We start from the raw sequence: 24597 nt of genomic DNA on the forward strand, positions 1-24597 counted from the left end.
TCAGGCGGTGTAGGTCACGGCTTTCACCGCTTCCACCACTTCTGCAACAGTTGGCAGAGCCAGCTTTTCGAGATTTGCCGCATAGGGCATCGGAACGTCCTTGCCAGCGATCGTCAGGATTGGCGCATCGAGATAGTCGAAAGCCTGCTGCATGACGCGGGTGGCAATTTCAGTACCAACGGAAGACTGTGGGTAGCCTTCTTCAACGGTAACGAGACGACCGGTCTTCTTTACCGATTCAACGACCGTTGGAATATCCATTGGGCGGATGGTGCGCAGATCGATGATTTCGACATCGATGCCCTGTGCAGCCAGCTCTTCAGCAGCCTTGACCGCATAGGTCATGCCGATACCGAACGAAACGATGGTCGCGTCCTTGCCCTGCTTGTGAATGCGGGCCTTGCCGATTGGCAGAACGAAATCGTCAAGCTTCGGCACATCGAAATGATGACCGTAGAGAATTTCGTTTTCAAGGAAGATGACCGGATTTGGATCGCGGATAGCAGCCTTGAGAAGACCCTTCGCATCAGCAGCCGAGTAAGGCATGACGACCTTCAGGCCCGGGATCTGGCTGTACCATGCTGCATAGCACTGGGAGTGCTGGGCGGCAACGCGGGCAGCAGCGCCCGAAGGACCGCGGAACACCATCGGTGCGCCCATCTGGCCACCCGACATATAAAGCGTCTTCGCAGCCGAATTGATGATCTGGTCAATCGCCTGCATGGCGAAGTTGAACGTCATGAATTCGACAATTGGCTTCAAGCCAGCCATTGCTGCACCAACGCCAACGCCGGCAAAACCATGCTCGGTGATCGGGGTATCGACAACGCGGCGTGCGCCGAATTCGTCGAGAAGGCCCTGTGTGATCTTGTAGGCGCCCTGATACTCGGCAACTTCTTCACCCATGATGAAGACGTTCTCGTCGCGGCGCATTTCTTCAGCCATGGCGTCGCGCAGTGCTTCACGCACAGTCATCGAAACCATTTCTGTACCGGCTGGAATGTCCGGATCGGAAGCAACTTCAACTTTTGGAGCAGCGGGCACGCTATCAGCCTTCTTTTCCTCAGTCTTTGGTGCTTCTTTTGCTTCTTCTTTCGGTGCTTCAGCTTTTGCAGCAGGAGCAGAACCGATGTCGGAGGCGCTTTCGCCATCGCCGAGCAGAACAGCAATTGGCGTGTTGACCTTCACGCCTTCGGTTCCTTCTGCGATGAGAATTTTACCGACGGTGCCTTCGTCAACAGCTTCGACTTCCATCGTCGCCTTATCGGTTTCGATTTCGGCGATCACGTCACCGGATGTGACCTTGTCGCCTTCTTTTTTCAGCCACTTGGACAGTTTGCCTTCTTCCATAGTCGGGGAAAGGGCAGGCATGAGAATTTCTACGGGCATGACAATACCTTTCCTGAATTAGAGCAGAATATCCGTGTAGAGCTCGGAAACATCCGGCTCTGGATCGTTTTGAGCGAAATCGGCCGAATCAGCGACGATGTCGCGGACTTCCTTGTCGATTTCCTTCAGCTCTTCTTCAGTGGCCCAGTTATTTTCAATCAGGCGCTGTTTGACCTGTTCAATCGGATCGTGCTCGGAGCGCATCTTCTGCACTTCGTCCTTCGAGCGATACTTCGCAGGATCGGACATCGAGTGACCGCGATAACGATAGGTTTCCATTTCGAGAATCAATGGACCCTTGCCAGCACGCGCCCATTCAGCAGCGGCTTCAGCAGCAGCTGCAACGGCGCGAACGTCCATGCCGTCAACCTTGATGCCCGGAACGTTGAACGAAACGCCGCGCTTGGAGAAATCTGTTTCAGCGGAAGAACGCGAAACCGACGTGCCCATTGCATAGCGGTTGTTTTCGATCACGTAGATCACCGGAAGCTTCCACAGCGATGCCATGTTGAAAGCTTCATAGACCTGACCCTGATTGGCTGCGCCATCACCGAAATAAGTGACGGAGATATTGTCATTGCCGCGATACTTGTTCGCAAAGGCAAGACCAGTGCCAAGAGGAACCTGAGCGCCGACGATACCATGACCGCCGTAAAAGCCCTTTTCCTTCGAGAACATGTGCATGGAGCCGCCCTTGCCCTTGGAGTAACCTCCACGGCGGCCGGTAAGCTCGGCCATAACGCCACGCGCTTCCATGCCGGTTGCCAGCATGTGACCATGGTCACGATAGGAAGTGATGATCTGATCACCTTCCTTGAGCGCACTCTGCATACCAACGACGACAGCTTCCTGACCGATATAAAGGTGACAGAAGCCACCGATAAAGCCCATACCATAAAGCTGTCCGGCCTTTTCTTCGAAACGGCGGATCAACAGCATTTCACGGTAAGCGTTCAGTTCCTGCTCTTTAGTGAAATCAGCTGGCGCTGGAGTCTTGGGAACATTCCCAAAAGACGCCTGCGATTTTCCAGCCGACGCCTTATTAGCCTTCGGTGCCATATCTCGCTCCCTACAGCATGCACCCAAAATCGGAATCGATTTTGAAAGCAACATGCGTCGATTCAAATTATCAGAGCACATTCACGCACACGAAGGACGCGCGGCGCTCTACGATTGTCGTTCTATTGTGACGTTATACGGGCAATTTACAAGATACAATATGCGCGTAGAGCATAGCTGCTATGCCGCCAAGCCCTTAAAAACATATCACAAAAAGACAATTAACCGGGATTTGGTTAATTCGATCGATCCTCCCGAGAAACGATAATTGTCATTTCATCGGGATGAGAGAGATTAAGCGCTCTGCGGGCCTGCTCGTCAAGCATGTCCTTTTCAATCGAACCATCACGTAAAAGCGTGACTCGCTTTTCAAGTGCTGCTCTGTCGGCAGTCACCTTATCGAGCTGCTGCGTCAGCAAGCTCTTCTGTTCTTCAAGCTGGATGCGGGAATAAAGACCGAATTCGCCATGATAGGCGTGAAAGCCGAAATAGCTAAGAAACGCAGCCGTCAGAATAGGCAGCACAAAACGGCCGCGGATAGATTTACGTTTCTGCTTGGTCCACATTTCGACTTCCTTCCCGGACATTCAGAGCGGCTTTGATTCTGAATTAAAGCGCACCCCGAAAAACGGGAACCAGTCTTCGGAACAAGTTGCGCATTAATAAAGATAGTCAGAGTGCCGATCCGTTAGAATCAGATCGCACGCGTTCTGACCACGTCAATCCGATTTCCACCATGAAGCATTATTTTGCTTAACAGAGCTTTACCGCAGAGTGATGACAGGGCAATTCCGGCGTAGAATTTTTACGACATATGACTCTCGCCTGAATCAGAAATGGCGGCCGAAGCCGCCATCTCATCAACGAATCCTGTGCAAATCACACATCAAGAATGGTTGAGAAGCCCCCCATGATCATGCGCTTGCCATCAAATGGCATGGTATCGCCCATGTCCTTCATGCGCGGATCGCTCATCATTTTTTCATTGGCAGCATCGCGCGTGGCTTTGTCCGGATATTCGAACCACGAGAAGACAACCTCTTCGTCGTCCTTGGCCTGTACCGCACGGCGGAAATCGGTAACTTTGCCATCAGGCACATCGTCGCCCCAGGCTTCCACCATCCGCGTCACACCGAATTCCTTGAACAAGGCCGAAGCCTTGGCTGCGTGTTTCTGGTAGGTTTCCTTGTTCGCCTTAGGAACTGCGACGACAAATCCTTCTATGTAAGCCATTTCTCTCTCCCATTTTGGCCCACCCATTTTTGATTAGATGCGTCTGCCCTCGGTCAGCATTCCCTAGAAATAGGACACCGAATGAAACTGGCAACCGCACTTATATTGATATCAATGTAATTTGTTTTGTCAAATCGACTATAACGGCTGCAAAGGCCATAAGAGGAATGGAAGACAGCTATAAGATAAGGCTCTGCCTGATTTAGTTCGAATGGTTTGTGAGAAAGCTCAGCGCTGTGAAAGCACCGAATGCCACAAAGTCGGCTTCTGATCGTAGCCACCGCCCTGCCAACTCTCCAGTGACACAACATTCCAAGCTGCATTGTCGTTCCAGATGCGGGCGATCTCTTCAGCACTCATATAATTATAGTAACGTCCCAATGCGTCATGGCCCTCACCGGGGCCGTCTTTGAAACTGGCCCACAGCCAACCGCCGGGTTTTAATGCACGATGCATATGTTTCACGATATTTGGTAAATCGGCACGCTTTGCATGAAGAAGCGACGCCGAAGCATAAATGCCATCGTAGCGGTCAACTGCATCAAGCTCGTGAAAAAGCAGCTGCCTAACAGGACGCTGCAACAGCGCCGAGGCTTCCTGAGCAAGTTCGGGTGAACCGTCGGTCGGATCGACATCGAAGCCACGCGAAAGCATTGCCTTCGCATCCTGCCCGCTTCCCGTACCAAGTTCGAGAATGCGCCCAGTTGGACGAACTTGCTTGAGAAAGCTATCGAGTTTGCGATTAATGCTGGAACTCGCAGCATAAGTCGCGGCGTTATTGGCGTAAAAACCCAGCGTATCGTTCGACATGACTTTGCTCCCCGTTTGTAATCTTAGAGAACAAGCAAATGTGTCTGCACGAAGACACAAAGAAAAAGGCGAGCCGAAGCCCGCCTTTTAAATTCAAATATCAGTTCGATCTTAGAGGAACTTCAATGCGCTGCGGCCTGCATAGCGAGCCTGCTTGCCAAGTTCTTCTTCGATGCGGATGAGCTGGTTGTACTTTGCAGTACGGTCTGAACGAGCCAGCGAGCCGGTCTTGATCTGACCGCAGTTGGTTGCAACTGCGAGATCGGCAATGGTCGAATCTTCGGTTTCGCCTGAACGGTGCGACATGACCGAGGTGTAACCAGCCTTGTGTGCGGTTTCGACGGCATCCAACGTTTCGCTGAGCGAACCGATCTGGTTGACCTTGACGAGGATCGAGTTGGCAACGCCCATCTTGATACCATCGCGCAGACGAGCCGAGTTCGTTACGAACAGATCGTCGCCAACGAGCTGGCACTTCTTGCCAATCAGGTCGGTCAGATACTTCCAGCCTTCCCAATCGTCTTCAGCCATGCCGTCTTCAATCGAAACGATTGGGTAATCAGCAGCAAGCTTCGCGAGATACTCAGCCTGAGCCTTTGGATCCCGGGTCTTGTTCTCGCCTTCATAGACGTAGTTACCGTCCTTGAAGAACTCAGTCGCAGCGCAATCGAGACCGATAGCAATATCTTCGCCCGGCTTGAAGCCAGCCTTTTCGATCGATTCTACAACGAAATCGAGAGCAGCTTCTGCGCTCAGCAGGTTCGGAGCAAAACCGCCTTCATCACCAACATTGGTGTTGTGGCCAGCATCCTTGAGGCGCTTCTTGAGCGTGTGGAAAACTTCCGCACCATAACGAACAGCTTCGCGCAGCGATGGAGCACCAACTGGCAGGATCATGAATTCCTGGAAGTCGATTGGATTGTCGGCATGTGCGCCACCATTGATGATGTTCATCATTGGAACTGGCAGAACATGGGCGTTAGCACCGCCAACGTAACGATAAAGTGGCAGGCCGGTCGACTGTGCAGCAGCCTTGGCAACAGCAAGCGAAACGCCGAGAATTGCGTTTGCACCGAGATTGCCCTTGTTTGGCGTGCCATCAAGTTCAATCAGAGCCTGGTCAACGAGCAGCTGATTTTCAGCATCGATGCCAGCGATTGCGTCGAAAATCTTGCCATTGACTGCTTCAACAGCCTTTTCAACGCCCTTGCCGAGATAGCGGCTGCCGCCGTCACGAAGCTCAACAGCTTCATGTGCGCCAGTAGAAGCGCCCGATGGCACAGCTGCGCGGCCAAAAGAGCCGTCTTCGAGTACGACGTCGACTTCAACAGTCGGGTTACCGCGGCTGTCGAGAATTTCGCGACCAACGATGTCGATGATTGCAGTCATAGGGGCAAGTCCTTCCCTGTAGATAGCCCCGCTCCTGCCGCGAGGCACATTGAAGAAATCCGATGTGAGACTTCATTACAGAAATAAAAGGCGGAGGAACATCCCCCGCCTGTGAATTTCTAATGAAATTTTAAATCGATTTAGAAATCCTGTCGAAAGCCATGAGCTTTTCGAGAAGTGCAGGCATTTTATCAATCTGAACCATGTTTGGACCGTCAGATGGTGCATTATCCGGGTCTTCATGCGTTTCGATGAATACACCGGCTACACCCACAGCAACCGCAGCGCTTGCAAGCGTTTCAACGAATTCGCGCTGGCCACCGGACGAACCACCCTGCCCGCCAGGCTGCTGCACGGAATGGGTAGCATCGAAAATCACCGGAGAGCCGAAGCCTGCCATGATAGGCAGCGAACGCATGTCGGAAACAAGTGTGTTGTAACCGAACGACGCGCCGCGTTCGGTGGCCAGAACATTCGGATTGCCATTCTCAGTGATCTTGGCCAGCACGTTCTTCATGTCCCAGGGCGCCAAAAACTGGCCCTTCTTCACATTAACCGCACGGCCTGTCTTTGCAGCGGCGACCAAAAGGTCAGTCTGGCGGCAAAGGAACGCTGGAATCTGCAGAACATCGACAACTTCAGCAACAGTTGCGCATTGCTCTTCAGTATGGATGTCAGTGAGAACAGGAAAGCCGAACTCTTTCTTGAGATCGGCAAAAACTTCGAGCGCCTTATCCAGACCAATGCCGCGCTGTGCGCTAAGCGAGGTGCGGTTGGCCTTGTCGAAGCTCGACTTATAGACGAGGCCCATGTCGAGCTTGTTGGTGATCTCCACCAGACGTCCGGCCATGTCGAACGCATGTTCACGGCTTTCCATCTGGCAAGGCCCGGCAATCAAAGCCAGTGGCGCGCTGTTGGAGAACGTAACATTGCCGATTTTCACGGCAGAATTAGCGGTCGTCATGACTGTGAACCTTCAAATACAAACAATGTCCCCTGACCTGCGGCAGGATGGACGAGAACACGACCATCGCTCTTTGTAAAAGCGATTCCGTTACGAGTGAGGAGTTGCTCAACGGCATAAAGCGAAGCAACCGAGAAAACCAGTCCTGATAGCCGCAAGCCACGACCATGCAGTTCCGGCGACCAGCCGAAACAGCTATTAAACTGTGTCGGCGTCATGACCTCTATATTGGAATTTTTAACCGTGATTGCCAGGGAGCCATCTTCACGTCTCCGAGCAGCTGCATGAAATACGCCCTGCAAGAGATCGGAGAAGTCTTCCGGTTGCTCTTCGCACAGCAATATCTCGCGTAAGCCTGATACGCCATTTTCATGTGTGATCAGGTGCGAACGGTCAGTCTTGGGGTATGCCAAACGCTGACAGGTGAAGAAGAATGCGTCCGGCGCGCGCAAGTCCGCTGCAAAAGCCAGCCGGAAGCTGCCTTTCTCACGTTTTCCCTCAGACGAGATGAAGCTGCGCGAAAACTCGACCATGCGACCGCCGGAAATACCGCGCCGCTTGAATTCCGCATGATCGCCACGCGAATCGTCGGTCTTGAAGGCTATGCCGGAAAAACCATCATCACCGTTTCGAAAACGGTAAGATAAGTCACGCTGGATAAAGCTGTTGTTTCGCTGTGCGGCGGCTTCATAAAGCGGCGAACGGTCTACAGCCAACATTTCGAGATAAGTATCGTCTGCAAAGAAACTGCAGACATTAGCGGTGCCGAACGGATGTTGTGCGTCCGGCGCCACTGTAAATCCCAGAAGGGAAAGTCTCCTGCGCGCCTCACTCAGTTGAGAAACTGGAAGCACCAGATGGTCAACTGAACGAGCTTTGCGCGCAAGATCATTTGTCATGCATCAAACCAGTCTGCCCTGTTCCATCGCAGCCGCGATGAAGGAAGAGAATAGTGGGTGTGGTTCAAACGGACGCGACTTCAGTTCCGGATGGTACTGAACGCCGATGAACCAAGGATGGTCAGCATACTCAACCGTTTCCGGCAGAACGCCGTCGGGTGACATGCCCGAGAATACCAAGCCGCTTGCTTCAAGACGGTCCTTATAATCAACGTTCACTTCATAGCGGTGACGATGACGTTCAGAAATCTCGGTCGAACCGTAAATCTCGGCAATACGTGTTCCAGCCTTGAGCGTGGAATCATACGCACCAAGACGCATCGTGCCACCCAGATCACCCGACTTCGTACGCTTTTCGAGCATATTGCCCTTCAGCCACTCGGTCATCAGACCAACAACAGGTTCCTTGGTCGGGCCAAACTCGGTCGAAGAAGCATTTTCGATACCGGCGAGATTACGCGCGGCTTCGAGACATGCCATCTGCATACCGAAGCAGATGCCGAAATAAGGGACCTTATGTTCGCGTGCGAACTTGGCCGCAAGGATCTTGCCTTCCGCACCACGCTCACCAAAGCCGCCTGGCACCAGAATGCCGTGGACTTTTTCGAGATATGGCGACGGGTCTTCGCTTTCAAAGACTTCAGCTTCGATCCAGTCGAGATTGACCTTGACCTTGTTGGCAATGCCACCGTGCTGCAGCGCTTCGATCAGCGACTTATAAGCATCCTTCAGCTCGGTATATTTACCGACAACGGCAATGGTAACTTCGCCTTCAGGGTTGTGCAGAAGATGGGAAATACCTTCCCAGCGTTCCATACGTGGCTTCGGTGCCGGTTCGATACCAAATGCTGCAAGCACTTCGTTGTCGAGACCTTCCTTATGATAGGCAATCGGCACATCATAAATGGTCGAGACGTCGAGCGCCTGAATAACCGCACTTTCACGCACATTACAGAACAGCGACAGCTTGCGGCGTTCGGAAGCCGGAATCTCGCGATCCGCACGAACCAGAAGAATATCCGGAGCAATACCGATCGAACGCAGTTCCTTGACCGAATGCTGTGTCGGCTTGGTCTTGAGTTCACCTGCCGCTGGAATATACGGCATCAATGTCAGATGGATATAGACTGCGCTGTTGCGTGGCAGTTCGTTGCCGAGCTGACGAATAGCTTCGAGGAACGGCATGGCTTCGATATCGCCAACCGTACCGCCGATTTCGCACAGCACGAAATCATAATCGTCATTGCCTTCAAGAATGAAGTTCTTGATTTCATCCGTGACGTGAGGAATGACCTGAACCGTCGCACCGAGATAATCGCCGCGGCGTTCTTTTTCGATGATGTTGCGGTAGATGCGACCGGTGGTGATGTTATCCCGCTGATTTGCAGGACGACCGGTGAACCGCTCGTAATGGCCCAGATCAAGGTCTGTTTCGGCACCATCGTCAGTGACGAACACCTCACCGTGCTGGTAAGGCGACATCGTGCCGGGGTCGACGTTCAGATAAGGGTCGAGTTTACGGATACGCACGCGGTAACCGCGTGCCTGAAGGAGTGCAGCCAATGCTGCTGCGGCAATGCCTTTTCCAAGGGAAGAAACCACGCCGCCTGTGATGAATACATATCGCGCCATGGGCTTATGTCGTTAGACCCTTCTTGCTGATTCCGCCACTAAAAAAAGTGTGACCAGCGTTTTTTCCATCAGAATCACACCCGTTCAGCCTCCCATATGGGATAACCGGATGCTTCCACCAAGTTCAGTCCTGCTCGCAGCATGTAGCGTTATTTGTTACACGCGCACGAAAAAAGGCCGGGAAGATCCCGGCCTTTCGGGTATTTCTACAAAAAATTAGAGAACGACGACTTTTGCGCCCATGCCGACGCGATCATAGAGATCCAGAATGTCGTCATTGGTCATACGGAAGCAACCGTTCGAAGCCGGGCTGCCGATTGTCCATGGCTGAGTGGTACCGTGAATACGGATATACGTATCCTTGTTGCCCTGGAACAGATACATGGCGCGCGAACCAAGTGGATTGCCTGGACCGCCGTCCATACCGTTCTTGTAGCGACCATACTGAGCAGGATTGCGTTCAATCATTTCCTTGGTCGGAATCCAGCGTGGCCATTCGCGCTTTGCGCTGACAGTTGCTGTTCCCTTGAACTCAAGTCCGACTTTACCGACCGCAATGCCGTAACGGCGCGCAGTGGTCGAGCTTTCGACGAGATAAAGGAAATACTTCGCAGGATCGATGACGATCGTGCCAGCTTCGTAACCGGTGAAGGATACGGTCTGCGCCTGATAGCGTGGGTCGATATTGTAGCGGTTGAGGGCAACCTTCTTCGCAGCACCTGCGTTCGAAGCGCTCTTCTTTTTCTTCTTTGCAGGCTTTTCCTTGGCATCGTTTGCCATAGCGACCTGCTGAACACCCGTTGCCGCAGCCGTAAGTTCAGCTTCAGCACCAGCTGCAAAACTTGGGCCCGTAAGTCCAATGCAAAGGCTTGCAATGCCAGCCATCAAAATAAAACGTGAAGACATGATCTGTTCCCGAAAACCCAAGCAGTGCGGAAAACACCTGTCGCAGTATCGCGTTCAGGCTTTCGCTCTCCATACTGCAAAGGGCAGCACTACTCAATTATCCACAATAGCTATCCCTCACGATTCGAGAGGGGCTATTGCCCGTGTGCAACACTTTGCAATCTGATGCTTAACAAAAAGAAAACCGGCCCTTTCGAGCCGGTTTTCAAATTTTCTGCAATTACAAAGCTCTTATTGTGAGCTTGGAACCTGTGGAGCCTGTGGCTGAGTGCTGTCAGGCTGCGCTGGTGCAGTTGCTGGAGCTTCACCCGAAGCAGGTGTTTCAGCTTCATTGGTGCGCGAAGACTCACCACCCAGCTGATTGAGAATGCCACCGCCAGTACCGGTACCAGTTCCACCAGCAGGAGGATTCTGCGTGCTGCCAGCTGCAGGAATACGGTTCAGAATGTCCGTTGGCTTTTCGCCATAACGGGCCATGATGCCGAGAACGAGCGAAGTGGCGAAGAAGCCAATCGCAAGAATAGCTGTCGTGCGGGTCAGCGCGTTAGCCGCGCCGCGTGCCGTCATGAAGCCCGAACCACCGCCGATACCAAGGCCACCGCCTTCGGAACGCTGGATGAGCACAACGCCAACAAGCGCCAGAACGATCAACAAATGAATGACAATGACTATGGTCTGCATAGGTTACGGTCTTTATATCTCTGGACTAATGCATAACCGGGAAAAACCAAGCGATTTCCGCCCCGGATAGCGATGATACAAATAGATAGAGCGGCTCTTTACACGCTATTGCATGATAATCCAAGCCCTGCACCCGATATAGATTAAAGGACGCAGATGCTCATCACAGATTACGATAGGTTTCGCATATGGCGAGGAAGTCTGTTGCTTTCAAGCTGGCTCCGCCAACCAATGCGCCATCGACATCCGGCACGCTCAACAATTCAATGGCATTGGCTGGTTTGACCGAACCACCATAGAGAAGTCTCAGATGCGCGCCGCTGGTGCCAAAACGTTCGGTCAGCTTGTCACGCATGAATGCGTGGGCTGCGCGTACATCCTGAACAGTCGGCGTCAAACCAGTACCGATGGCCCAAACTGGCTCATAAGCAACAATCGTGTTTTCAGCCTTCACACCATCGGGAAGCGAAGCTGCAAGCTGGTCGCCAATCACATCAAGTGTGCGATCTGACTTGCGCTCATCAGCGGTTTCGCCAACGCAGACAATCGCAATAAGACCAGCAGCCCAGGCGGCTTCAGTCTTGCTGCGCACCAGCTCGCTGGCTTCGCGATGATCGGTACGACGTTCCGAGTGGCCGAGGATAACGTGACTTGCACCTGCTTCTTTCAGCATTTCGGCCGAAACATCGCCGGTATGTGCGCCAGACACTTTCTGGTGACAATCCTGACCGCCAAGCGCAACTGTTTCACCTTCAAGCGTTTCAGCAGCGCGCGACAACAATGTCGCCGGAACGCAGATCACGGCATCAAGCTTACGACCCAGATCGGAACTCAGGCCCGCAGAAATCGCGCGCAATTCCGTGAGGGATTCTCCTGTACCATTCATTTTCCAGTTGCCAGCAACCAGAGGACGGATTCCCGGAGTCATTTCATTCTCCTCGCCTTAAAGAACGCCGGACCGCATATTTTTGCGTGAGCGGCGCCAAATTTTGCCACTGACTAAGCGTATTCGTCACGCAATGCAACGTTCTTGGCAATGTTCTTGGTGGTCGACGCTCAATGAGAACTTGCATCATGGCCTAGCTTAAGGTTATCCCCTCACACGGGTTATCTTTATCGATAGCCGGGCTTTGTTTTGTTCTTAAAGGGTTTCCAATGCTCGACAGTATGCGTGATGCCGCCAAATCCTGGGTTGCTAAGCTTCTCCTCGGTCTGCTCGTTCTGAGTTTTGCAGTCTGGGGCATCGCTGATGCATTCCGAGGCGACATGTCTGGCAATGCAGCGCTGAGCGCTGGCAAGTCGGAAGTGAGCGCAACAGATTATCGCTTTGCTTACGAGCAGCAGCTGATGCGTCTGTCGCAGCAGTTCCGTCAGCGACTGACCCGCGAACAGGCACAACAGTTCGGCGTCGACAATCAGGTTCTTGCACAACTCGCAGCTGGCGTTGTTCTGGATGAAGAAGCACGCAACATGCAGCTTGGTCTTTCCAAGGATGGCATTGCGCGTCTGACCGGCGAAGACCCATCGTTCCAGGATGCCAGCGGCAATTTCAGCCGCGCGCAGTTCGATGCAGTTCTGCGCCAGTCAAACATTCGTGCGCAGGACTATCTCGATAACCGCGCGAAAGTTGCTCGTCGCCAGCAGATCGTTGAAGCAGCAACCGACGGCATGAAAATGCCAAACACCATGCTCAAGGCGCTTGCTCTTTATCAGGGTGAAAGCCGCAGCGCGGATTACATCACAATCCCGGCTGAAAAGGCCGATGCTGTTCCAGCGCCTTCCGATGACGCTCTCAAGGCTTACTTTGAAGAGCACAAGGATGAATATAAGGCTCCGGAATACCGCAAGATCACCTATGTGAAGCTTGAGCCGTCGGACATTGCCGATGCTGCTGCTGTCACGCAGGATGAGATCAAGGAATATTACGAAAAGAACCAGAGCCGTTTCAGCACCACTGAAACGCGCACCATCGAACAGCTGAACTTTGCTGATGAAGCAGCTGCTACGGCCGCACAGCAGAAAATCGCAGCAGGCACAAGCTTTGTCGATATCGGCAAAGAACAGGGCAAGAGCGAAGCTGATCTGGTTCTCGGAACCTTCGAAAAGACCGCTCTTCCAGATGCAATTATCGCAGAAGCAGCATTTGGCCTTAATGAAGGCGGCGTAAGTGACGTTGTTAAGGGCGCATTCGGCCCGGTCATTCTCCGCGTTACCAAAGTTAATCCGGCAAACACCAAGTCGCTGTCGGATGTTGAAGGCGAAATTCGCGATACCGTTGCCACCAACATTGCAATCAGCAGCATCAACGGCATTCACGATTCCTATGAACAGCAGCGTTCGGACGGCGCAAGCATGGCCGATGTTGCCAAGGGCCTCAGCCTCAAGACCGTAACCATTGACGCGGTCGATGCCGAAGGCAACGATCCGGCCGGCAAAGCGGTTGAACTGCCAAACTCCGAAGCGCTTCTCGCTGCCGCATTCCAGGCAGAACAGGGCTTCGACAACGACGCGCTCACCATGGGTAACACCGGTTATCTCTGGTACCAGATTGATGGCACCACCCCTGCTCGCGACCGCACCCTTGATGAAGTTAAGGACAAGGTCATTGCAGCATGGAAGGGCGAAGAAGCCGTCAAGCGTTTGAACCAGCGTCTGGAAGAGCTGAAGAAGCGCCTGGATGGCGGTGAGACGCTCGATGCGATTGCTGCTGAAGCTGGTCTAGAAAAGCAGACCAAGCGCGGCATCACCCGCAACACTAACGATGCGGATTTTGGCTCGGCTGCAACCGCTCAGGTATTCCGTGGCGCAAACGACCACACCGGTACAGCGGCTGCAGCATCTGACGATGCACAGATCTTGTTCAAGGTTGTTGAAGTCACCGAACCAACCGCTGCAGGTCCGGAAGCAATTCCTGAACAGCAGCAGACCTATCTGTCAACGACACTCACAGATGATGTTCTTGAGCAGATGGTCGGCGAACTGCAGAAGCAGTATCCGGTGCGGATCAACCAGACCGTAATCAACAATGCATTGGCCTTCTGATCAGCGGCGGACATGGAATAATGGCTGACTTAAAACCCTATATCGCCAAGGCTGCCTCCGGCAATCCGTTGTCGCTCGAGGATTCCAAGGCAGCTTTCGACATCATGATGTCCGGACAGGCTACGCCGTCACAGATCGGCGGTTTTCTGATGGCTCTGCGTGTTCGCGGTGAAACAGTGCCGGAAATAGCCGGTGCTGTATCATCTATGCGCTCACGAATGCTTCCAGTTTCCGCTCCGGCGGGCGCTGTAGATATTGTCGGCACTGGCGGAGATCAGTCCGGCTCCTACAACGTTTCCAGCTGTTCCGCCTTTGTCGTGGCCGGCGCAGGCGTTCCGGTTGCAAAGCATGGTAATCGCGCGCTCTCTTCCAAATCAGGTGCGGCAGATGCGCTGGCAGCTCTTGGTGTGAACATCGAAGCCGATGCAAACACGATTGGCCGCAGCATCAATGAAGCTGGTCTTGGCTTCATGTTTGCGCCGATGCACCATTCTGCGATGCGTCATGTCGGACCATCGCGCGTTGAACTCGGCACCCGAACGATTTTCAATCTGCTTGGTCCGCTTTCAAACCCGGCAAGCGTCAAGCGCCAGCTGGTTGGTGTGTTCTCGGCAGAATGGGTTGAGCCTCTGGCTCAGGTTCTCAAAGAACTGGGCTCCGAAACCGCCTGGGTGGTCTATGGTGATGGTCTCGATGAGATGACCACGGCAGGCACCACAAAGGTTGCAGCACTTGAAAACGGCACTATTCGTACTTTTGAGATTACACCGGAAGACGTTGGCCTTCGTCGCGTCGATATGTCGGAGCTCAAGGGCGGTGAAGCCGAAGTTAACGCAAAGGCGCTGCTTGGTGTTCTTGAAGGTGCACAGAACGCATATCGCGATATTGTGCTCTTGAACTCTGCCGCAGCACTGGTGATTTCCGGCAAGGCGAAAGACCTGAAGGACGGCATTGCCCTCGCAGCGCAGTCAATCGACAGCGGAGCAGCTTTAGCCGTTCTGCAAAAGGTCATTGCTGTGTCAAACGATAACCCGCTCTGACGGAGAGGATCAAACCATGTCCACCGACATTTTGCGGAAAATCGAAGCTTACAAGCGCGAGGAAATCGCTGCTGCCAAGGCTCGTCTTCCACTCGAAGAAGTGAAGGCGCAGGCCAAGGATCAGCCTGCAACACGCGGTTTTCTCAAGGCACTGGAAGCCAAGCGCGCAGCCAACAAGTTCGCGCTCATTGCTGAAATCAAGAAGGCGAGCCCTTCCAAAGGCCTTATCCGCCCTGATTTTGATCCGCCAGCGCTGGCCAAGGCTTATGAAGACGGCGGCGCGGCCTGCCTGTCCGTTCTCACGGATACGCCATCTTTTCAGGGCGCACCGGAATTTCTGACAGCGGCACGCAATGCCTGCTCGCTACCCGCCTTGCGCAAGGATTTCCTTTTCGACGCCTATCAAGTCTATGAAGCGCGCAGCTGGGGTGCAGATTGTATCCTCATCATTCTGGCAAGCGTCGATGATGATCTGGCCAAAGCGCTCGAAGAAACCGCTTTCGAACTCGGTATGGATGCTCTCATTGAAGTCCATGACGAAGAAGAAACCGAACGCGCGCTGAAGCTTTCATCGCGTCTCGTTGGCGTCAACAATCGCAATCTGCGCACGTTTGAAGTCGATCTTGCTGTTTCCGAACGCCTCGCAAAGATGGTGCCTTCGGACCGTCTTCTGGTTGGCGAAAGCGGCATCTTCACCCATGATGATTGCCTCCGTCTTGAAAAGTCGGATATCGGAACATTCCTCATCGGCGAAAGCCTGATGCGCCAGGATGACGTTGCTCAGGCGACCCGCGAACTTCTGACCGGCAAGGTGTAAGCCATGACAGCCAAACTCACCCATATCGACCAGACTGGCGCCGCCCATATGGTCGATGTCGGCGATAAGGCTGAGACTGAACGCCAGGCAACGGCTGAAGGTGCAGTCAAAATGAAGCCAGAAACTCTGGCCCTCATTCTGGAAGGCAATGCCGCAAAAGGCGACGTTATCGGTGCTGCCCGTTTGGCGGGCATTATGGCTGCGAAGAAGACTGCTGATCTCATTCCGCTTTGCCACCCATTGATGCTGACAAAGGTCTCGGTGGACATCGAACCGGATCAATCACTTCCCGGCCTGCGCGTCTCTGCGACTGCAAAGCTGAAAGGCCGCACGGGAGTTGAAATGGAAGCGCTGACTGCCGTATCAGTCACCTGCCTGACCATCTATGACATGGCAAAGGCCGTTGATCGCCACATGGAAATTACCGATATTCGTGTTTCCGCAAAAAGTGGTGGCAAATCAGGCGACTGGAAAGCCTGATTTTCAAACGAACTTGCGGCAAATCAATTCATGGCCGCAGTTAATCTGCTTTAAGCAGCGAAGCATTTCCGGCATGAGCATTTAGCAGCCTGTGTAAGATAATGCGCAGAACAAGCGAAATAACGAGATTATTTTCTACGAGAGGAAGCCAATGTCCCTTCTCCCGGTCGATGAAGCCCTTGCACGTATCCTGAGATCGGCAGAGCCACACGGTTCTGAGCAGGTTCCTTTGACTTCAGCCGGTGGACGCGTCGTTGCTGAACCTGTGAAGGCTCACCTTCTGCAACCTCCCTTTGATTGCTCTGCTATGGATGGCTATGCGCTGATCGCACCTGAAAACATCAGCTATCCGCTTGAACTCACCGTAATTGGCGAATCAGCAGCCGGTAAGCGTTTCGATGGGCAGCTGGGCGAAGGTCAGGCGGTCCGCATTTTCACCGGTGCACCAATACCAGCAGGTGCAGATAGCATCGTTATTCAGGAAGACACGGAGCGCTCCGGCGACAAGCTGACGATCCGGCAAGGCCTCGATAAAGGTCGGCACATTCGTCGCGCGGGCCTCGATTTTGCACCTGCCGATGTTGTTCTTCCAGTTGGAAAAGCACTCGACGCCCCGGCACTTTCCCTTGCTGCGGCCAGTGGCAACGCAGCCATCTCCGTTTTCAAACAGCCCCGCATTGCAATACTGGCGACTGGAGACGAGCTCGTCCCGCCCGGTACAGTTCCCGGCCCGGACCAGATTGTCGCCTCCAACAGCGTCGGCATCGCCGAAATCGTTCGCCGCGCAGGCGGCAGGCCTGAAGATATGGGCATTATTATCGACGATCCCGAAAAGATCGAATCCGCAATTAGTGCCGTTCTCGAAGATGGCATCGATGTTCTTGTGACGATTGGCGGCGCGTCGGTTGGAGATCGCGATTACGTTCACGGGGCTTTACAGAATTGCGGCGTCGATCTCGACTTCTGGAAGATCGCCATGCGCCCGGGTAAACCGCTGATGTATGGCCGCAAGACGGTTTCGGGTAAAACCGTGCATGTCATCGGTCTGCCGGGTAATCCGGTTTCAAGCCTTGTCTGCAGTCTCGTATTTCTGCGTCCATTGGTGGCAAAGCTATCAGGCACTGACTTAACTGCAGATATTCGTCCCGCGAAATTGGGTCAGTCAATGAATGCAAACGATCATCGTAGGGACTTTGTTCGTGCGACGGTAGAAAAGGCAATCGACGGCACATTGATTGTAAAGCCATTTCCAATTCAGGATTCTTCAATGCTTTCTGCACTTGTGCGTTCCAATGCACTATTGATCAGAGAAGAAAATGCGCCAGCTGCAACGCTTGGAGATGCTTGTACAATATTGATGCTGTAACGAACGGCATCAATTCCCGCCCTCATTAATCATTTTAAAACCATTGCAGAACAAGACTGGAACATATAGTGTTCGTTCTGGTTTTGTTTTTATTTGATTCTGGTCTGGAGGGTGTAGCGCATGTTGACCCGTAAGCAGCACGAGCTTCTGCTGTTCATTCATGAACGTCTTAAAGAGACGGGCATCCCTCCGTCTTTTGACGAGATGAAAGAGGCTCTCGATCTAGCCTCGAAATCGGGCATTCATCGCCTCATCACGGCATTGGAAGAACGTGGCTTTATCCGCAGACTTCCTAACAGAGCACGCGCTCTGGAAGTCCTGCGGTTGCCAGATTCGATAGCACCGGGCTTGAACTCGCAGAAGAAGTTCGCTCCGAGCGTCATCGAAGGAAGCCTTGGTAAAGCTCCCCCTCCTCCACCGGCGCGCCCTGCTCCGGTCATGGCGGACAATGATTCCTCAACAATGGTCTCTGTGCCTATGATGGGACGCATCGCTGCCGGTGTGCCGATCTCGGCAATCCAGAATCAGACACACTCACTGAGCCTTCCTCCGGAAATGCTGGGCGCCGGTGAACACTACGCTTTGGAAGTCAAAGGCGATTCGATGATCGACGCCGGTATTTTTGACGGCGACACAGTCATCATTAAACGCGGTGATACAGCCAATCCGGGTGAAATTGTCGTCGCACTGGTGGACGACGAAGAAGCGACATTGAAGCGTTTTCGCCGCAAAGGCGCTTCCATCGCCTTGGAAGCAGCAAACCCGGCTTACGAAACCCGCATCTTCGGACCTGACCGCGTGCGCGTTCAGGGCAAGCTGATCGGTCTGATCCGACGCTATTAAATCTCACACATAACCGCTGCGCTTCCTTGAGGTATGTGGCGGTTAATATTCATAGCATTTCCGGCAAAAGTGCGAAGCGTCTCCGCAGGGAAATCGGTTCGCCGGACTGATTTCTTTTCCTGCTGCGGTGCGTCGGATAATGCGTAAAAACAATCAGTTATAGAGGCTCCAACGATTCATTCCTAACTGGAACGGCTGTAAGTCTGCCAGAAGACCATGAACTAGAGCGACTCTGATTTGTCTGTAAAAGCTGGAGCCGCTTCGAGCTTAGGGTTCTTTTCAGAGCCAGCTTTCTTTTGATATTCGCGATCAGCTAGCCCCCGCGCTGCTCGCGAATAAAGACGATGAAGGTGCCAAGGCCTCGTAGGCGCATCAATGGCAAAGCTCAGATCATCTGCATAGCCGGCTAATTTACGAGGTTTTGCCGGTTCGAATCGGTAGATTTTATCTTCGTTGTCGACTTCGTGGACAGCCGAAACTGTTGCAGCTTCGCCTTTCGAGGACTCCTTCTGTTGCCCCAGCCTGAGTTCAAGCGTTCCCTTTAAGGCAAGCTCTTTTCGATCCACCACGAGCACATCAGGGCGCTCGCAGCTCAGATTTTTGCCTGCTATCGCAAGAACGACGATGTCGCCAATATTGCAGGCGATGTCCTTCATTTCCTCCTGCGCGGTATAAGCGAACATCCGCCCGTCCCGCAAAGGGATCGTACACAGTCCCTCTTCGCAGACAAACGCATCAGTGGCGGATACCAACTTCTGCTTTTTTACAATCTGCGGCGGAATAAACGTTTCGATCAAATAGGCAGTCTGCCAGTTTTGACCTGTGAATTTTGGCGGCCTGCTGCGATTGGCTGCGAAATTGCCATCGGGCAAGCGCACGGCCGCAAATTTTGCATCCTCGCTAACGAGAATATCCGGCAATGGCGTTCGTATAAAAACGACAAGCCCTGCAATGACAAAGGGTAAAGCCAGCCATCGCAACCGGGTCGTGGAAACAACCGCGATAACAAGCGCTACAGTCCAGAGGATAAGCGTGCTTGCTGGCATGACGCCCGGATTGCCGTCAGGAGAAAAGCTAGCGACCAAACTTGCAATATGCCTGACCAATAGGACACCAAATCCCATGATCTGTAGTGGTAGCCAATCAAGCTGCAATGGCATCAATACCAAGCTCAGCACTGCAAAGGGCATCACAAGGATCGAGATAACCGGCAGGGCCAATACGTTTCCGACCAGGCCTAAGGGTGCGGTGTTGTTGAAATGATAGGCGGCGAATATTCCGCTCGCTATACCGGCAACAATCGATGTTGCTCCTGTCGCCACCGCAGGAATGAGCATTTTTGATACGAACCCGCGTGGATTTGAACGTCGATTTTCATTGGCCGTTTGATTACGTGCTTTCCTGTCGCTCCACCATGCAAATGCAGCAATCAATCCCGCAGTCGCCGAAAAAGACATTTGAAAACTCGGACCCAGAATTTCATGCGGAGAAATTGCAATCATCGCGACAGACGCAATCGCAAGATTGCGCATACTGATGGCAGCACGGTCAGCCAGCAATGCGCAGAGCATCACGACAATCATGACGTAACTGCGCTGTGCTGCAACATCCGCACCCGACATGGCGAGATAAAATGTGCAGCTTAGAAGCGAGAGAAAAGCCGCAAACTTTTTGACCGGATATCGGGCGCTAAACCCCGGCATCAGAGCAAACAGAGACCTCAGCGACATCATCACAACGCCAGCGGCCAGCACCATATGCAGGCCGGAAATTGACAGGATATGCGCCAGACCTGCCTTGCGCAGATCCTCATTCGTTTCTTCGCTGATCCCTGCTCGCTCACCCGCTATGAGCGCTGCGGCAACACTGCCATCCTCACCAGAGAGCACTTCCGCAATACGTTCGGAAACATGCACGCGTAATTGAGCAATGAAACTCGCAATTTTTGCCGTCATGTCGGTCGGTCCTGGCACATCGGCAATCTTTGGTGTTCCAAGAAAGAAACCGTTGGCACCGATACCGCCGAAATAGGCATGGAAGGCAAAATCGTAATTCCCCGGCCGCACAGGTCCCGAAGGCACCCTCAGGCGCGCAAAGCCGGTTAGCCCGCTACCAATAGTCGTCTTGGCCGGTATGTCGCGTGCAGTAATGCGGATGCGGTGCGGTGCGTAGCGAAGTTTCGGCCTTTGCGTTTCAAGCAGATCAAGCGTCACACGCCAGCTGCCATTGTCGCGATATTCGAGACCAGCCACTCGGCCGGTAACGCGCGTTGCAACCTCTGAACCCAACAATTGCGTGCTTCGTCGTTCAGTCTCAAATTTCCCCGCTATCATGCCGAGCTGCAGAGCCACGACGAGCGTCAGCAATTGCGATAGCAAGAAGCGTTTGCGCACAAAAAAACGCAATATAAAGACCGTTGTCAGAGTCGAAAGGAGCGGCACCCAGTCAGGCTCGAAAGAAAGCGTAAAATAGACAACTGCTCCCACACCCATCATCACGGGAAACAGAAGGAAGAATATCCCGCGACCCACTTCCCGACTCAGCGCTCTGCTTAAGTTCAACCACGCGGCGTCTAGTAGAACGCGCGCGCGTTCAGAAGGCGCTAGAACTCGATCTGGCAGGGCGGCAGGATAAATTTCTTCGTGTTCATCCGGAGCCCACGGAGCGGGCATCAAAGCGCGAGCCAAACCATCGGGCATGTCTTTGACAAATGCCCGTTCGCTGATCTCCTGTGCTTCCCTTGTGCCCGTCATGCCCCCGCCTGACTGCAAAAGTGCTCCCCGCTAACCTAAAGAAGAATACCGGATCGGTGCGAAAGGGACGTCAAGCCCTTGCGCGCTGTGCTACCTATGCTACATGAACGCCAGCCAAAATCGAGAGGGTTCGCGTCGAGAGCCCCGATTGCCTGTAGAACACAATCAAACGGGCACTATATACTCTAATTCTGCCTCGCCCTCGGCGTCCTGCCGCAGTCCCACGAGGCTCTGACACAGTGGAGCTGTCATGTCGAAACCGGTCGTCACCCGTTTTGCCCCTTCGCCCACGGGTTATCTGCATATTGGCGGAGCTCGCACGGCTCTTTTTAACTGGCTTTACGCAAAGCACACCGGCGGCAAGATGCTGCTGCGCATCGAAGATACCGATCGCGAACGCTCCACCGATGCAGCCACAGCCGCAATTCTGGACGGCCTGAACTGGCTTGGTCTCGATTGGGATGGCGATGCAATTTCTCAGTTTGAGCGCGCTCCACGCCACCGTGAAGTGGCCGAAGAACTGGTTGCAGATGGCAAAGCCTATTATTGCTATGCAACGCCGGAAGAGCTCGAAGAAATGCGCGAAAAGGCACGCGCTGAAGGTCGTCCGCCGCGCTATGATGGCCGCTGGCGTGACCGCGATCCTTCGGAGGCACCTGCAGGCGTAAAGCCCGTTATTAGAATCAAGGCACCACGCGAAGGTGAAACCCTTGTACGCGATGCTGTTCAGGGCGATGTTCGCTTCCCGAACAAAGACCTTGATGATTTCATCATCCTGCGTTCCGACGGCACACCGACCTATATGCACGCGGTTGTCGTGGACGACCACGACATGGGCGTCACCCACATCATTCGTGGCGACGACCATCTGACCAATGCGGCACGCCAGACCGTGATCTACGATGCGATGGGCTGGGAAGTCCCTCAGATGTCGCATATTCCGCTTATTCATGGTGCAGACGGAGCTAAGCTCTCCAAGCGTCATGGTGCGCTGGGCGTCGATGCCTATCGCGCCATGGGTTATCTGCCGGAAGCGCTTCGCAACTATCTCGTCCGTCTTGGCTGGAGCCATGGCGACGACGAAATCATGTCGACCGAACAAATGATCGAGTGGTTTGACGTCACCGACATCAACAAAGGTGCTGCGCGCTTTGACTTCCAGAAGCTCGAAGCCATCAACGGCCTTTACATGCGCGCAAGCGACGACAAGGCTCTGTTTGATGCGCTGATTGCCGTATTGCCGGAAATCGAAGGCGGCAAAGAACTGGAAGCCTCCCTTGATGAAAAGGGTCGCGCTCAGCTTCTCACCGCAATGCCGGGCCTTAAAGATCGCGCAAAGACACTGGTGGAGCTTGCTGATGGTGCGAAGTTTATCTTCGCAAAGCGCCCGCTTGCATTTGATGAGAAGGCCGCATCTCTGCTTAACGACGAAGGTCGCGAAGTTCTGAAAGCTGTCCTTCCGCATTTGGAATCAGTCAGCGATTGGACCGTAGACGCGCTCGATGCGGCTGTTCGGGCCCATGCAGAAACAGTAGGCCTCAAACTTGGCAAGGTAGCACAACCACTGCGCGCTGCCCTTACGGGTCGGGCTACATCTCCGGGTGTATTCGACGTACTGTTTGTGCTCGGCCGTGAAGAGTCACTTGCACGCATAAAAGATCAAATCGTTTGAACTGTTAGCATTCACGCTGACGTGACAAATCGGACTTAATTAGACCAAATTACGCATTGCATCGCAAAATCATTGGGATAGTTTGGCGGGCGAAATCGTTTGGATAATGCGTTGAAAATCCGTTCTTCTACGGGAACGGCTAACACATAAAAATAATGCGGTTTCCCGCGTTGGCGGGAAACACATAGATGTTACAAGAGACAAGTTATAACGACGATTAAAATTCAGCCGCCACACGGGCGGCAAAGTGGACACGAAAGGAAACACGATGTCAGATAAGACAGCTAGCTTTACCCTCGACGGCAAAACGTTCGACCTGCCTGTACGACAAGGCACTGTCGGGCCGGACGTCGTCGACATCGGTCCACTTTACAAGAACGCCCACGCTTTCACTTACGATCCAGGTTTCACTTCGACCGCTTCATGCGAATCCAAGATCACATATATCGATGGTGATGAAGGCGTGCTGCTGTATCGTGGCTATCCGATTGATCAGCTTGCTGAACATGGCGACTTCCTCGAAACCTGCTACCTGCTGCTCTACGGTGAACTGCCTACAGCAACCCAGAAGGCCGATTTCGATTACCGCGTGACCCGTCACACGATGATCCACGAGCAGATGACGAAGTTCTTCACCGGCTTCCGTCGTGACGCGCATCCAATGGCTGTCATCGTCGGCTGCGTCGGCGCAATGTCGGCATTCTATCACGACTCGACCGACATCACCGATCCGCATCAGCGCATGGTTGCGTCGATCCGTCTGATCGCCAAGCTGCCTACGCTCGCTGCAATGGCCTATAAGTACCACATCGGCCAGCCATTCATGTATCCGAAGAACGACCTCGATTTCGCGTCGAACTTCCTGCACATGTGCTTTGGCGTTCCTTGCGAAGATTACAAGGTCAATCCGGTTCTGGCACGCGCCATGGACCGCATCTTCATCCTGCACGCTGACCACGAACAGAACGCTTCGACATCGACCGTTCGTCTCGCTGGTTCGTCAGGCGCAAACCCATTTGCATGTATCGCTGCTGGCGTTGCCTGCCTCTGGGGTCCTGCACATGGCGGCGCAAATGAAGCAGCGCTCAACATGCTGGCTGAAATCGGTTCCGTCGACCGCATTCCGGAATTCATTGCACGCGCCAAGGACAAGAACGATCCGTTCCGTCTGATGGGCTTCGGCCATCGCGTTTACAAGAACTACGATCCGCGCGCCAAGATCATGCAGAAGACCTGCCATGAAGTTCTCGGCGAACTCGGCATCAAGGACGATCCGCTTCTCGACGTTGCTCTGGAACTCGAAAAGATCGCTCTTACCGATGAATATTTCATCGAAAAGAAGCTCTATCCAAACATCGACTTCTACTCCGGCATCACGCTGAAGGCTCTCGGCTTCCCAACCGAAATGTTTACGGTTCTGTTCGCCCTCGCCCGCACCGTCGGTTGGGTCGCTCAGTGGAAGGAAATGATCGAAGATCCACAGCAGAAGATCGGTCGTCCGCGCCAGCTCTATACTGGTGCTCCAGAACGCGATTACGTGCCAGTTGCAAAGCGCAAGTAATCCTATCCCAGAATGCAGAAAACCCCGGCAATTTGCCGGGGTTTTTGTTTGTTCTCAATTT

Annotated in this window: 21 protein-coding genes; 8 read left to right on the top strand and 13 right to left on the bottom strand. The window is 53.4% G+C overall.

The features are described 5' to 3' along the window. The 12 genes from CEV34_RS00740 to tpiA all read right to left on the bottom strand — a co-directional run bounded on the left by CEV34_RS00740 (position 1) and on the right by tpiA (position 11890). On the bottom strand, positions 1-1389 hold the full coding sequence (locus CEV34_RS00740) for a pyruvate dehydrogenase complex E1 component subunit beta (RefSeq protein WP_007875141.1): 1389 nt from the start codon (positions 1387-1389) through the stop codon (positions 1-3). Between the two features lie 18 nt (positions 1390-1407). Continuing rightward, positions 1408-2448 carry a pyruvate dehydrogenase (acetyl-transferring) E1 component subunit alpha gene (pdhA, locus tag CEV34_RS00745; protein WP_007875142.1) on the bottom strand — a complete coding sequence of 347 codons (1041 nt, stop codon included), beginning with the start codon at positions 2446-2448 and terminating at the stop codon, positions 1408-1410. A gap of 236 nt (positions 2449-2684) precedes the next feature. Next, entirely contained in the window at positions 2685-3014 is a 330-nt protein-coding gene (locus tag CEV34_RS00750) for an FtsB family cell division protein (RefSeq protein ID WP_007875144.1), read from the bottom strand. Positions 3015-3327: 313 nt separating this feature from the next. After that, a complete protein-coding gene (locus CEV34_RS00755; protein ID WP_007875146.1) occupies positions 3328-3681 on the bottom strand; it encodes a DUF1428 domain-containing protein in 354 nt (117 codons plus the stop codon). Positions 3682-3909: 228 nt separating this feature from the next. Next, on the bottom strand, positions 3910-4491 hold the full coding sequence (locus CEV34_RS00760; RefSeq protein ID WP_007875147.1) for a class I SAM-dependent methyltransferase: 582 nt from the start codon (positions 4489-4491) through the stop codon (positions 3910-3912). Between the two features lie 111 nt (positions 4492-4602). Beyond that, positions 4603-5880, bottom strand: a complete 1278-nt coding sequence (gene eno / locus CEV34_RS00765) for a phosphopyruvate hydratase (protein WP_007875148.1) — start codon at positions 5878-5880, stop codon at positions 4603-4605. Positions 5881-6010: 130 nt separating this feature from the next. Then, positions 6011-6844, bottom strand: a complete 834-nt coding sequence (gene kdsA, locus CEV34_RS00770) for a 3-deoxy-8-phosphooctulonate synthase (protein WP_007875149.1) — start codon at positions 6842-6844, stop codon at positions 6011-6013. Next, positions 6841-7743 (bottom strand): VOC family protein, encoded by a 903-nt coding sequence (locus tag CEV34_RS00775; protein ID WP_007875150.1) that lies wholly within the window; start codon positions 7741-7743, stop codon positions 6841-6843. The genes kdsA and CEV34_RS00775 overlap by 4 nt, the downstream gene beginning before the upstream one ends. 3 nt (positions 7744-7746) lie before the next feature. After that, on the bottom strand, positions 7747-9375 hold the full coding sequence (locus CEV34_RS00780) for a CTP synthase (protein WP_007875151.1): 1629 nt from the start codon (positions 9373-9375) through the stop codon (positions 7747-7749). Between the two features lie 216 nt (positions 9376-9591). Further along, positions 9592-10281, bottom strand: coding sequence for a L,D-transpeptidase (locus CEV34_RS00785; protein WP_007875152.1), 690 nt, complete (start codon positions 10279-10281; stop codon positions 9592-9594). A gap of 231 nt (positions 10282-10512) precedes the next feature. Further along, a complete protein-coding gene (gene secG / locus CEV34_RS00790) occupies positions 10513-10962 on the bottom strand; it encodes a preprotein translocase subunit SecG (RefSeq protein ID WP_007875153.1) in 450 nt (149 codons plus the stop codon). 163 nt (positions 10963-11125) lie between these two features. Then, on the bottom strand, positions 11126-11890 hold the full coding sequence (gene tpiA / locus CEV34_RS00795) for a triose-phosphate isomerase (protein WP_094543129.1): 765 nt from the start codon (positions 11888-11890) through the stop codon (positions 11126-11128). A 227-nt stretch (positions 11891-12117) separates the two neighbouring features. Between tpiA and CEV34_RS00800 the strand changes: the two genes are divergently transcribed. The 6 genes from CEV34_RS00800 to lexA all read left to right on the top strand — a co-directional run bounded on the left by CEV34_RS00800 (position 12118) and on the right by lexA (position 18550). Continuing rightward, positions 12118-14004, top strand: a complete 1887-nt coding sequence (locus CEV34_RS00800; protein WP_007875157.1) for a peptidyl-prolyl cis-trans isomerase — start codon at positions 12118-12120, stop codon at positions 14002-14004. 20 nt (positions 14005-14024) lie between these two features. Then, positions 14025-15044, top strand: coding sequence for an anthranilate phosphoribosyltransferase (trpD, locus tag CEV34_RS00805; protein WP_007875158.1), 1020 nt, complete (start codon positions 14025-14027; stop codon positions 15042-15044). A 16-nt stretch (positions 15045-15060) separates the two neighbouring features. Next, the gene (trpC, locus tag CEV34_RS00810; RefSeq protein ID WP_007875159.1) at positions 15061-15861 is read left to right on the top strand and encodes an indole-3-glycerol phosphate synthase TrpC; all 801 of its coding nucleotides are present in this window, start codon (positions 15061-15063) and stop codon (positions 15859-15861) included. A 3-nt stretch (positions 15862-15864) separates the two neighbouring features. Next, on the top strand, positions 15865-16341 hold the full coding sequence (gene moaC / locus CEV34_RS00815) for a cyclic pyranopterin monophosphate synthase MoaC (protein ID WP_007875160.1): 477 nt from the start codon (positions 15865-15867) through the stop codon (positions 16339-16341). Between the two features lie 151 nt (positions 16342-16492). Then, a complete protein-coding gene (locus CEV34_RS00820) occupies positions 16493-17707 on the top strand; it encodes a molybdopterin molybdotransferase MoeA (RefSeq protein WP_007875162.1) in 1215 nt (404 codons plus the stop codon). 120 nt (positions 17708-17827) lie between these two features. Continuing rightward, a complete protein-coding gene (lexA, locus tag CEV34_RS00825; protein ID WP_007875164.1) occupies positions 17828-18550 on the top strand; it encodes a transcriptional repressor LexA in 723 nt (240 codons plus the stop codon). 221 nt (positions 18551-18771) lie between these two features. On the opposite strand, the gene CEV34_RS00830 is transcribed toward lexA, so the two are convergent. Then, positions 18772-21303 carry a ComEC/Rec2 family competence protein gene (locus CEV34_RS00830; protein ID WP_094543131.1) on the bottom strand — a complete coding sequence of 844 codons (2532 nt, stop codon included), beginning with the start codon at positions 21301-21303 and terminating at the stop codon, positions 18772-18774. 250 nt (positions 21304-21553) lie between these two features. On the opposite strand from CEV34_RS00830, the gene gltX reads away from it, so the two are divergent. Both gltX and gltA read left to right on the top strand, forming a co-directional pair. Next, entirely contained in the window at positions 21554-22975 is a 1422-nt protein-coding gene (gene gltX, locus CEV34_RS00835) for a glutamate--tRNA ligase (RefSeq protein WP_007875168.1), read from the top strand. Positions 22976-23243: 268 nt separating this feature from the next. Beyond that, the gene (gene gltA, locus CEV34_RS00840; RefSeq protein ID WP_007875170.1) at positions 23244-24536 is read left to right on the top strand and encodes a citrate synthase; all 1293 of its coding nucleotides are present in this window, start codon (positions 23244-23246) and stop codon (positions 24534-24536) included. The last annotated feature ends 61 nt before the right edge of the window (positions 24537-24597 follow it).

It is taken from the genome of Brucella pseudogrignonensis, assembly GCF_002252525.1.
Taxonomy (GTDB): domain Bacteria; phylum Pseudomonadota; class Alphaproteobacteria; order Rhizobiales; family Rhizobiaceae; genus Brucella; species Brucella pseudogrignonensis.